The organism is Psychrobacter sp. ASPA161_9 (assembly GCF_051970275.1).
In the GTDB taxonomy this organism is placed as follows: domain Bacteria; phylum Pseudomonadota; class Gammaproteobacteria; order Pseudomonadales; family Moraxellaceae; genus Psychrobacter.
On record NZ_JBEFNI010000006.1, the window covers coordinates 183,468 to 195,199 of the forward strand.

General features: G+C 41.4%; 7 protein-coding genes and 1 tRNA gene. 7 read left to right on the forward strand and 1 reads right to left on the reverse strand.

Annotation, left to right across the window (positions count from 1 at the left end):
- The first annotated feature begins 80 nt into the window (after nt 1–80).
- The 7 genes from ACTQ9S_RS08815 (at nt 81) to ACTQ9S_RS08845 (ending at nt 9,779) form a co-directional block, all read left to right on the forward strand.
- The gene (locus ACTQ9S_RS08815; protein WP_351118834.1) at nt 81–896 is read left to right on the forward strand and encodes a glycerophosphodiester phosphodiesterase; all 816 of its coding nucleotides are present in this window, start codon (nt 81–83) and stop codon (nt 894–896) included.
- Nucleotides 897–1,381: 485 nt separating this feature from the next.
- On the forward strand, nt 1,382–2,581 hold the full coding sequence (locus tag ACTQ9S_RS08820) for an acyl-CoA desaturase (RefSeq protein ID WP_203226524.1): 1,200 nt from the start codon (nt 1,382–1,384) through the stop codon (nt 2,579–2,581).
- A gap of 366 nt (nt 2,582–2,947) precedes the next feature.
- Nucleotides 2,948–4,414: a protein adenylyltransferase SelO gene (locus ACTQ9S_RS08825; RefSeq protein WP_440454711.1), complete on the forward strand. Its 1,467-nt coding sequence runs from the start codon at nt 2,948–2,950 to the stop codon at nt 4,412–4,414.
- 613 nt (nt 4,415–5,027) lie between these two features.
- Complete coding sequence (locus ACTQ9S_RS08830; RefSeq protein WP_068035286.1) at nt 5,028–7,346, forward strand: NADP-dependent malic enzyme; 2,319 nt, start codon at nt 5,028–5,030, stop codon at nt 7,344–7,346.
- 179 nt (nt 7,347–7,525) lie between these two features.
- Nucleotides 7,526–8,770 carry a tRNA nucleotidyltransferase gene (locus tag ACTQ9S_RS08835; RefSeq protein WP_440454712.1) on the forward strand — a complete coding sequence of 415 codons (1,245 nt, stop codon included), beginning with the start codon at nt 7,526–7,528 and terminating at the stop codon, nt 8,768–8,770.
- Between the two features lie 38 nt (nt 8,771–8,808).
- Complete coding sequence (locus ACTQ9S_RS08840; RefSeq protein WP_440454713.1) at nt 8,809–9,609, forward strand: pteridine reductase; 801 nt, start codon at nt 8,809–8,811, stop codon at nt 9,607–9,609.
- Between the two features lie 93 nt (nt 9,610–9,702).
- Nucleotides 9,703–9,779: transfer RNA gene (locus ACTQ9S_RS08845), tRNA-Ile, on the forward strand.
- A 157-nt stretch (nt 9,780–9,936) separates the two neighbouring features.
- On the opposite strand, the gene ACTQ9S_RS08850 is transcribed toward ACTQ9S_RS08845, so the two are convergent.
- Complete coding sequence (locus tag ACTQ9S_RS08850) at nt 9,937–11,619, reverse strand: NAD-dependent malic enzyme (protein ID WP_068035282.1); 1,683 nt, start codon at nt 11,617–11,619, stop codon at nt 9,937–9,939.
- Between the last annotated feature and the right edge of the window lie 113 nt (nt 11,620–11,732).

The window sequence follows — 11,732 nt, forward strand, 5'->3', positions numbered from 1 at the left end:
CACACAGTTTTTATATTTTTTGGCAAAATTTTACGAGGCATCATATTATTGATCTAAGAAATAATTGATAACAGGCATTTATGATAAAACTTGATAATACGCTGCTTTTAGGTCATCGAGGCGCACGTAGTGAAGCATTAGAAAATACACTATATGGTTTTGAGCATGCGTATGGTTTACAGCCACGTGGCTTGGCAGGGGTAGAGTTTGACGTACAGCTGACTGCAGATGGTCATTTGATAATATTTCATGATGAAACGTTACAACGATTATGTGGCTTGCAGTCACGAGTAGATCAGCTCAGTTTGGTTGAGATTCAACGCCAACTACAATCAGGGCATAAAATCATTACTTTAGATATGTTAGCTCAATCAATGATTTATCCCTCTAAAGCTGTTCTTTTTCAATCAAGTTTATCTAAGTATTTAATACCTGTTACTCAAAAGCCCAAAATCCTCATCTCTACTTTGACTCAATTTACTCATATTGAGCTAGAGATTAAAACCCATGACCGTACAAATTATTCCAAATTAATACAGGCACTGACACGTTATCTAGTAGATACGCCACTTGCCAGTTTACCTATCGTTCTAACCACCTTTGATGTCCAACTTCTCGCTCAGCTTCAACGTAATAAATCACTCGCACATATCCCGCGGGGCTTATTAATACGTATGCCACAATTACTTGCATCAGCACCTAATACTGCCTTGCAATTAGGCTGTACCCAGCTTGGTATATATTATCCGCTCATCACGCAGTCGGTTATCCAAAACTCTCATCGGCACGGTTTACCAGTGAGTGCATGGACAGTAAATGACATTGAAGTAGCGAAGCAACTTGTAAAATGGCAGGTTGATGTGATTATCACAGATATTCCAACACAATTGCTATGAACAGTTGCTATGACATGCCAACATAATTGATATAAAGCTATCAAAAACCACTCTTCACACTTACTGATATAACTCTAGGTCATATAGCGACTTAACATAATCTTAGCAGAACTTACACTTTCACCTAATTCCTGATAGTTAGCAGGGTATTTACAATATAATATCTAATAACTCATACAAGTTATTGTTATTTATTAAGATTTTTCTAGTGCATAACCGTTCACTTTCGTCTCTTTTTAGGTTAATATAGGGGCTGAAACTAATACCGCTAGGAATATTATATGATTGCAAAAAAAGCAATGGGCTTACCGCTTAAAGGCTTACGTTTCGCTATCAAATCTGGTGACAGCATTTTGGATAACGCAACCACACAGGTGACGCGTTTTAAGACTTGGTTTGATAATGCTAAAGCAAAAGCTGCGCTCGATGAGCAGCCTACCGCTAAACGCAACTATTCAAACGTTGCTGAGCAAAGCGATGTCTCCATGAATGACCAAACCATCGATTTACGTGAACTTGAGTTTAAAAAGGCGCCAATCAACTGGATACCGGCGACCATACTAGTAGCAACGCCTATTGCTGCTGCTATCATTACTCCATGGTACTTGTTCACTCATCAAGTCAGTGCACCTGTTTGGGGTGTGTTTGGTGCCTTTATGGTATGGACAGGTATCAGCATCACCGCAGGCTACCATCGTCTACTCTCGCATCGTGCCTATAAAGCACATCCAGTAGTCAAAAACTTCTTATTGCTTGGTTCAACATTAGCAGTACAGGGTTCTGCATTTGATTGGGTTTCTGGTCACCGTAGCCATCATCGCCATGTTGATGATCGTATGGAAGATCCGTACTCACCAAAGCGTGGTTTTTGGTTTAGTCATATCGGTTGGATGCTACGTAACTATCCAAGTGGTAAGTTTGACTACAAAAACATTCCAGATTTGACCAAAGATAAAGTACTTCAAATTCAGCATAAATATTATGGTCTTTGGGTGCTAGCGACGAACGTCGGTTTAGTAGCAGCTGTTGGTTGGTTATTGGGTGATGTTTGGGGGACTTTAGTACTAGCAGGTTTGCTACGCTTAGTATTGACTCATCACTTTACTTTCTTTATCAACTCGTTATGCCATATGTTTGGTTCGCGTCCTTATACTGATACCAACACTGCTCGTGATAACTTCATTTTAGCTATCTTTACGTGGGGTGAGGGTTATCATAACTATCATCACTTCTTCCAATACGATTATCGTAACGGTGTGAAATGGTGGCAGTATGACCCTACTAAATGGTTGATTGCTGGCTTATCTAAATTTGGTCTGACGACTGAGCTTCGTACAGTTGATGATACGACGATTAAGCACGCTGAAGTTCAAATGCAGTTTAAACAAGCTCAACAGCAGATCGATACAGTAAGTGCAAGCGGCATTGATATTCCGCATGTCATGCAAAGCTTCCAAGATCGCATCAAGTTTGAATACGATGCCTTTACGCAAACTGTAGAAGAATGGCAGGCACTAAAGGCCAAAGCCGTTGAGATGAAAAAGACTGAATTTGCAGATCGCTTGCATGAAGTCGATGACAAGCTCAAACTTGAGTATGCTAAGATTGAACAGAAAATCCATGAGCATAATGACAACTTGAAGATTGCCTTTCGCTCGATTGGATATAATAAAAAAGCCGCCTAAAACGGGCTAGCTAATTATTAATTAGCGTATTCATGATAATGCTACCTCATCCCCCTCTCTGCAAAAGATAGGGGGATTTTTTTGTGAATTTTTATCAATATTTGATATAAGCTCAGCCAATATAGACTTATTCAATATGAGTACAGCGAGTCAAATATTGTATTGGAAATTGGATTTTAAGCAAAAGCTACAATTGCAAATCATCAAAGTAATTTGCCATTCTATAACAGTGATTAATTCAAGATAAATTACAAGACATGGACAGAGTGCACAGGTGTAGCACTAGGGCTATGTTATAGTAGATTTATTGTTTTTTATATCGTCGTTATTATTCATATTTAGTCAGTATCAATAGGAAAAGCACGTATGCGCTATCAAAATACCTATGTCAATTTAGACCCACGTTTATATCATAAGCAGCCACCAACAGCGCTAGAAAATCCGCGTGCTGGGCATTTTAATACCCAAGTGGCAGAGCAGCTTGGTTGGATAGATGACAAAGATCTAATGGCACGCTGGGTTGAGATTCTCGGGGGTCGGTATGTACCTGCTCAGTTTCAGCCTTTGGCAATGGCCTACGCAGGTCATCAGTTTGGACAATGGGCAGGTCAATTGGGTGATGGACGCGGCTTGCTCGTGGCACAAGTACTAGACAATGATAACCAATTGCAAGACTTGCACCTTAAAGGCTCTGGTCTGACACCTTATTCGCGGATGGGTGATGGACGTGCAGTCTTACGCAGTACTATTCGTGAGTATTTATGTGGTCATGCCCTCAACCAGCTCAGTATCCCCTCCTCTAATGCGCTGGGCTTTGTCGTATCCGATACGCCTGTACGCCGCGAACGTATGGAAGCAGGTGCTGCCTTGATGCGGGTAGCGGATAGTCATATTCGCTTAGGTCACATAGAATGGATTGCAAGCTTTGCCCCTGATTTGCTCGGTGAATTTACCGATTATATGATTGATACTTATTATCCAAAATGCCGTGATAGCGAAACGCCAGTGCTAGCATTTTTGCAAGCCGTCGTTGAGCATACCGCACGTATGATAGCTGACTGGCAGCTGATTGGTTTTGCTCACGGGGTGATGAATACTGATAACTTATCCATCACTGGTAGTACCTTAGACTTTGGTCCATTTGGCTTTATGGAACGTTTTGATCCTGCTTGGATTAACAATCACTCTGACCATACCGGACGCTACGCCTATCAAAACCAGCCCGCTATTGGACATTGGAACCTCAACATCTGGTTGCCACACTTTATGCGATTAGAAGGAGTGACGCGTGAGGCCTTATCAGATTGCTTAGCACCTTATGAAGCCACCTTTATGCAGCACTATCAACAAGGATTATGCCGCAAGTTAGGCTTAGCGCATCAAAAAGAAAGCTTAACTTTGGCTTTCGAATGGCTAACCTTGTTAGAGGACAACTTACTTGATTATACCAACAGCTTCCGTGCGCTCTTAGGTTTAGTATCTCCAGAAGATTGCCCTTATGAAAAGCAATTATTAGCTACCTTGACTCATGAATTGCAAGGTGAGGCATTAAAAGTTTGGCAAGACTGGTCAGCGCGCTACTTAGAGCATGTGCAAGCGCTACCTATTGCGCAAGTTATCAACGAGATGCAAACGACTAATCCAGTTTATGTATTACGTAATAGTATGGCTCAGCGGGCTATTACTGCTGCTGAACAAGGCCAGTTTGAGGAGGTAGCGCGGTTATATGACCTGCTCGCCAGCCCTTATACTGTACAGGATATCGCGACAGCACTTGATAGCAGTCCCCCTGCGCCTCATGCGCCGCAAATGCCAATTAGCTGTTCGTCATAAATAATCATATTTTTTTGATAAATTTAAAGCCAATAATCATAGCCAGTTTGGTTAATAATCAACAACCAAACTGGTTTTGAAAAACAATAGTCACAATCTTGCATATATATTGTAAATTTTACTTTATTTATCACTATCAACTGGCTAAATGTTCGTTATCAATTTATTATATAAGTTATGCATTTCGCTATGGTTGACTAGGGCGTGTCCTCATTTTGATAATGGTGATAAAAATGAGATAGATTTTTGTCAATCAAAGGAAGTTTTGCAGAGAATATGAACATATTGTCTAGAAACTTTCAAAGATTGACGAAAATATAGCCATTTTTGGCCCATTAAAAGTTCGTTCGTTCAGATTGAGGGCACGCCCTAGGCAGCTAATTGTCAATAATGCTAGAATAGCTATGTTTACTAGCTTTCTATTTTACGATGCCATCTAATCACAGATTAACGCTCTTTCGACTGTGCATCGCCTTTTAATAATTTGTTAGTAGTTCCTCAATCTAGTAATTGCTGGAGCTCATATTCAACGATTTTTTTAGGGTCAAGCGTTAACTTATTTTGTTTATCACACTTTGTTTTATTTCAATTTATTCCAACAATGGCCATTATTATGAATGACGATACCAATTTGAATATGGATAATCCCAATACAGATCAAGAGCAGTTCGAACAAGCTGCTTTGCATTATCATGAATTTCCAAGACCTGGTAAAATTTCGGTAACTCCTATCAAGCAGCTCGCTAATCAGCGCGACTTAGCTTTGGCCTATTCGCCAGGCGTAGCAGTTCCTTGCCTTGAAATTCAAAAAGACCCAACAGCAGCCGCTAGATATACTGCACGTAGTAACTTAGTTGGTGTTATTACCAACGGTACTGCCGTACTGGGTTTGGGTAATATCGGTCCATTGGCTTCAAAACCAGTGATGGAAGGTAAAGGGGTATTATTCAAAAAATTCGCTGGTATTGATGTTTTCGATCTTGAGATTGATCAAAATGATCCTGACAAATTTATCGAAGCAGTTGCCTCTCTTGAGCCAACGTTTGGTGGTATCAACTTAGAAGACATTAAAGCGCCTGAATGTTTCAAAATCGAGCGCGAATTGCGTAAACGTATGAACATTCCAGTCTTTCATGATGACCAACATGGCACTTCAATCATTGTTGCTGCTGCCATGCTTAACGCATTGATTCTAACTGGCAAAAAGATTGAAGAGATTAAAATTGTCTGTTCAGGCGCTGGTGCTGCTGCCATCTCTTGCTTAGACATTATCTGTGCACTTGGTGTGGATCAGAATAATATCTTTGTCTCTGACTCACGTGGAATTATCACTACTAGTCGCGAAAACCTTGACGAGTCAAAACAACGTTATGCTCGTGACACTGATGCCAGTAGCATTGATGATGTGATGGACAATGTGGACATGTTCATAGGCTTGTCAATGCCTGGCATCTTGAGCACCGATATGGTTCGCCGTATGGCAAAAGACCCTATCATCTTTGCCCTAGCCAACCCAACACCTGAAATTATGCCAGAATTGGCGCATTCAGTACGTCCAGATGTCATCATGGCAACCGGACGCTCAGACTACCCAAACCAAGTTAACAACGCATTATGCTTTCCTTATATCTTCCGCGGTGCACTAGATGTAGGTGCAACGACCGTCAACGAAGAGATGAAAATCGCTTGCGTACGTGCGATTGCAGCGATGGCACATGTCGAAGCGACACCAACTAAAAACGTCAGAGACATCGAAAGCATGAGAAGCTTCGGTCGTGAATACCTCATTCCAGGACCGCTAGAGCCAAACTTAATCATTGAGATTGCCTCTGCAGTAGCCAAAGCTGCTATGGACTCAGGTGTTGCGACTCTACCGATTGATGATCTTGATGCTTACCGTCAGCGCTTATCTGAGTTTGTTTATAACTCAGCGTTTGTGATGAAGCCTATCTTCTCTCGCGCCAAATCAGATCCAAAACGTATCGTTTACTGTGAAGGTGAAGACAATAATGTCCTTCTTGCCGTACAGGTCGTCGTCGATGAGAAGCTGGCAAAACCTATCTTGGTCGGACGTCCTTCAGTGATCGAAGCCAATATCAAAAGGCTTGGCTTACGTCTACAAGATGGCGTAAACATGACTATTATTAACCAAGATGATGATCCGCGCTATAAAGACTACTGGCAGGGCTATTACGAGAAAAACAAACGCCGCGGTGTTAGTATCGAGCTTGCACGTCGCGATGTCCGTCGCAAAACCACTTTAATTGGCTCATTGTTAGTTGAAAATGGTGATGCTGAAGGTATGATTTGTGGTACGTTTAGCCACTATCAACTGCATTTAGAGTATGTTCAAAACGTTATCGGTAAAAAAGAAGGCGTTAAAGACTTTTATGCGATGAATGCTGTCTTAATGCAAGACCGCAATATCTTTATTGCTGATACTTATATCCATGAAGATCCTACTGCCGATCAATTAGCTGAAATGACAGTGTTGGCTGCTGATCAATTACGCCGTTTCGGTATTACACCTCGTGTTGCTTTAGTTTCACATTCAAACTTCGGTACCTCTAATCGTGCCAGTGCTGTTAAAATGCGCAAAGTTTATGAGCTACTGAGTGAGATGAATGTAGACTTTGACTTTGATGGTGAAATGCAAGGTGATGCCGCTCTTAACGAGCATATCCGCTTAGAAGATATGCCATCAAGCCCTCTAAAAGGCGCTGCCAACTTGCTCATCTTGCCAACGCTTGATGCAGCAAATATTGCCTTTAACTTGCTCAAAACAGCAACAAGCAGTGCTTCTATTGGTCCTATCTTGTTAGGTGCTAACAAGCCTGTACATATCCTGACTCCATCAGTGACTGCTCGCCGTGTGGTAAATATGACAGCCCTTGCTGTAACCGAAGCTCAAGACTTAGAAAACGGTCGATAACTGTAATGATATCGCTAAAGCCGGCTTACTACTATTAATCATCATTAGTAGCAGTCTGCTATACTAAAACCAGTCAATGCCGTTGTAATAAATGGTATTGACTGGTTTTTTTTGATCCAATAAAAACATTGTCAAAATTTATGTTATTAAAATTTATCTAGCAAATAAAAGAGGCTCCAATGCAAGTCTATCTCGTCGGTGGTGCAGTTCGTGATCAGCTGTTAGGTCGTCCTATTATAGATAAAGACTTTGTGGTGGTTGGTACAACTGTCAACGAGATGCTAACAGCGGGCTTTCAGCAAGTAGGTGCAGACTTTCCGGTATTTCTGCATCCAACTACTCAGGAAGAGTATGCACTAGCACGTACTGAGCGCAAACTTGGTCATGGCTATCAAGGTTTTAGTGTGCATGCCAGCCCTGATGTCAGCTTAGAGGAAGACTTGCAGCGCCGCGACTTAACTATCAATGCGATGGCAATTGAAGTCACCAGTTTAACCGACGACACGCCTCTCACAGGTGCAGTGATCGATTATCACGGAGGACTCGATGATATCCAAAGCAAGACCTTACGACATATATCGGAGGCTTTTAGCGAAGATCCACTACGGGTGCTGCGAGTCGCGCGCTTTTATGGACGTTATTACAGCTTAGGTTTTCAGGTTGCTGAGGAAACCATCACACTCATGCGCCAATTGGTCGATTCAGGTGAGCTTGCGCATTTAAGTGCTGAACGCATTTGGCAAGAATCAAGCCGTGCAACGATGCAGAGCTCTCCTCAGGTTTATTGGGAGCAGCTGTATGCAATCGGTGCTTTAGCTGAGTACTTTGCGCCATTACATCATGCTTGGAGCAATGTACATATACGAGAAACAGTGCAGACGGCGCTGTACTTTGCTGGTCAAATGCAATTGAACTTATCCCAGCGTTGGGCGCTATTGATGGCTAGCCTTAATCTATCGTTATTCGATTCCAAACCTGACCCTAAAACTCCATCATCTCATCTAAATATTAGTGTTACGGATGATGAGAAAAAAGCTGCTCTAACAGCCATGACTTCTATAGGTAACAGCGCCAAAGTACCTAAAGCACCCACTCAGTTTGCAACCCTATTCATTCAACAAGCCAGCAAACTGAACACCATAGATGGCTTGACTGCAGCTGAGAAAATCGACCTTATCCAAGCCTGTAGCGCCCACAAAGAACCTAATAAGCTCTCACAGCTATTGGTAACCAGTCACGTATTGCAGTTAGCCTGTCAGCACCGCCAAATGATGCTCGCATTAAACAGCTTTCATGCCATCGGTATGGAAGCCATTGCTCCAGATATTAAAGGCGCTGCAATTGGCAGAGCGTTAAATGAGGCACGTGTTGCGCATTTGGTTACTATGGAGCAATCTAATAATCATAGCTCACAACCGTTTTGATTAAACGAAATACGATTAGATGATGGAAACCTTATTTTATGACAGTTGAATTTACAGTAAGACCTAATAATGGTAGCCCTGTAATGCTCGTTACTGGTAGCGCCAAGCGTATTGGCGCAGCTATTATTCGGGCAGCGCATCATCAAGGCTATCGTGTCATTATCCATTGTCATCGTAGTAAACAAGAAGCAAAGACCCTAGCAGCTCAGCTTAATGAAATCCGTAATAATAGCGCTACGGTTATCGTTGCAGATTTAGCAGTTGTCAACGATAGCCATTTACTGACTCAGTTCGTCCAATCCGTTATAGATAATTTTGGACAGCTTGATGTGCTAGTACATAACGCATCAAGGTTTTATCCTACTCCGCTCAGTGATATTAACAATGACCAATGGGATGAGCTATTTTTGAGCAATGCCAAAGCACCCTTATTACTTAGCCAAGCGTTTTTACCTTACTTACAAAAGCAGCATGGATGCATCATTAGCCTACTTGATATTCACGCTCATAATAAGCCGTTTAAGCACTACACTGTCTATAATATGGCAAAGGCAGCACACCGGATGATGGTACAGTCTCTTGCGCTAGATATGGCGCCTTATGTTCGCGTTAATGGCGTTGCACCTGGGGTAAACGTATTGCCTGATGCCGATAGCGACCAAGCACTTGATGACACACAGCAGCACAGTATCATCGACTCTATTCCTATGCAGCGAATTGGTACGCCAGATGACATTGCCCATAGCGTATTGTATTTAGCAAAGGCCAGCTATGTCACAGGAGAGATTATTAGCGTAGATGGTGGTCGTAGTTTGACCCTAGCTGGTGGTAATATTTAGTAAGCAAGTGACAATAGCTGAATAATATCGTTTAGTTGTTATCTTTTACTTGAAAAATTAAAAAAATCAGGTATCATTGTGCGTCTAACGTTAGGGCCCATAGCTCAGTTGGTTAGAGCAGAGGACTCATAATCCTTTGGTCGTAGGTTCAAGTCCTACTGGGCCCACCAAATTCAAACCCTTACAGTCATTGGCTTGTAAGGGTTTTTTATTATCTAAAGATTAATACTAATATAAGTACTAAAAAACCGAATGCTATTTTCAATAACATTCGGCTTTTTTATAGGTACTTCTTTTATGTGCTTTCTAGCAGTTACTTTTTAACCGCTAGAAAGAGGTACGACGATAGTTACGGTATTTAGGTAACCAAAAATTAGCTTTTAATCGACGCTCTAGGTTTTCTGCCGTGACAGGTAATGCTAACTTATCTTCAATCGCTTGTCGTGCGACTGCATAGGCTATTTTTTCACTGATCTCTCTAATGACTTTAATTGGAGGTAATACTGCACCTGGTGCTTTTTCATATTCCATCGATATATCTGCAAGTGCTTGGCTTGCAGCCATTAACATATTATCGCTGATGCCCGTCGCACGCGATGCCAAAACACCTAGGCCAATACCGGGGAAAATATAGCTGTTATTACACTGTGAGACCTCGAAAGTCTGACCTTCAAAAGTTGTATGAGGAAAAGGACTACCGGTTGCAACAATTGCCTTACCTTTGCTCCAATTAGTGACTTCTTGCGGTGTTGCTTCAACACGAGACGTTGGGTTTGAAAGCGGTAATACAATTGGATGTTCAGTATTAGCACATAACGTTTCGATCACCTCTTGGGTAAACAAACCTTTTTGTCCACTTACGCCGAATAATACCGTTATTTTTGCTTGTTTAACCACTTGCGCTAAACCGAGTTTCTTACTTTTATCCCAACTTTCAATATCTGATTCTTTTTGTACCAACGGTTCTTGGAATTTTTGTAGCTCTGTCATGCTATCAGTGAGCAGGCCATAACGGTCAACCATAAATACTTGGCTGCGGGCTTGTTCTTCCGTTAATCCTTCACGCTGCATTTGGCGAATAATGTGTTCGGCGATACCGCAACCTGCCGATCCTGCACCTAAGAATGCTATTTTTTGTTGACTAAGTTTCTGACCTTTATTCAAGCACGCTGCAATCAATGTACCGACTGAAACAGCAGCGGTCCCTTGAATATCATCATTGAAGCAACATAGCTGATCACGATATTTATTCAATAATGGTGTCGCATTTTCCTGAGCAAAATCTTCAAATTGTAATAATACCTCTGGCCAACGACGTTTAACCGCTTGAATAAATAAGTCTACAAATTCATTATATTCATCACCAGAGATGCGTGGATTTCTCCAACCCATGTACATAGGGTCGTCAAGTAACTGTTGATTATTAGTACCTACGTCTAACAAAATTGGTAGACAATATGCCGGGCTAATACCACCACAGGCCGTATATAATGACAGTTTGCCAATTGGAATGCCCATTCCTCCAATGCCTTGATCTCCTAAGCCCAAGATACGTTCACCATCAGTGACAACAATCACTTTTACTTTTTGTTTGGTGGCATTTTGCAGCATGTCATCGATTTTATGGCGCTCAGGATAAGAGATAAACAAACCACGTTTACGGCGATAAATTTGTGAGAATTTTTCGCAAGCTTGCCCAACCGTTGGTGTATATATGAGCGGCATAACTTCCTCAATATGCTGCTCAATCAAATGATGAAATAAGGTTTCATTGGTATCTTGTATATTACGCAAGTAAATATGCTTATCCATATCACTAGTAAATGAGCGAAGTTGATGATAAGCACGTAATGATTGTTCTTCAATCGTCTCAATGTTGTGAGGTAATAAACCTGTTAAATTAAAGCTGTCACGTTCTTCTGATGAAAAAGCGCTACCCTTATTTAGTAAAGGGGTTTCTAACAGTGCAGGACCTGCAAAGGGAATATACAACGGACGTTGGTTTGGCATAATAAACTCTTCTTATTAAAGGCGTATGGTAGTACAAAGTTAATGAAATGGCTGCTTTATTGTGTTTGCTTAATTAAATAAGTAATTTTTAGTCACTTAGAGATTGAGCCATG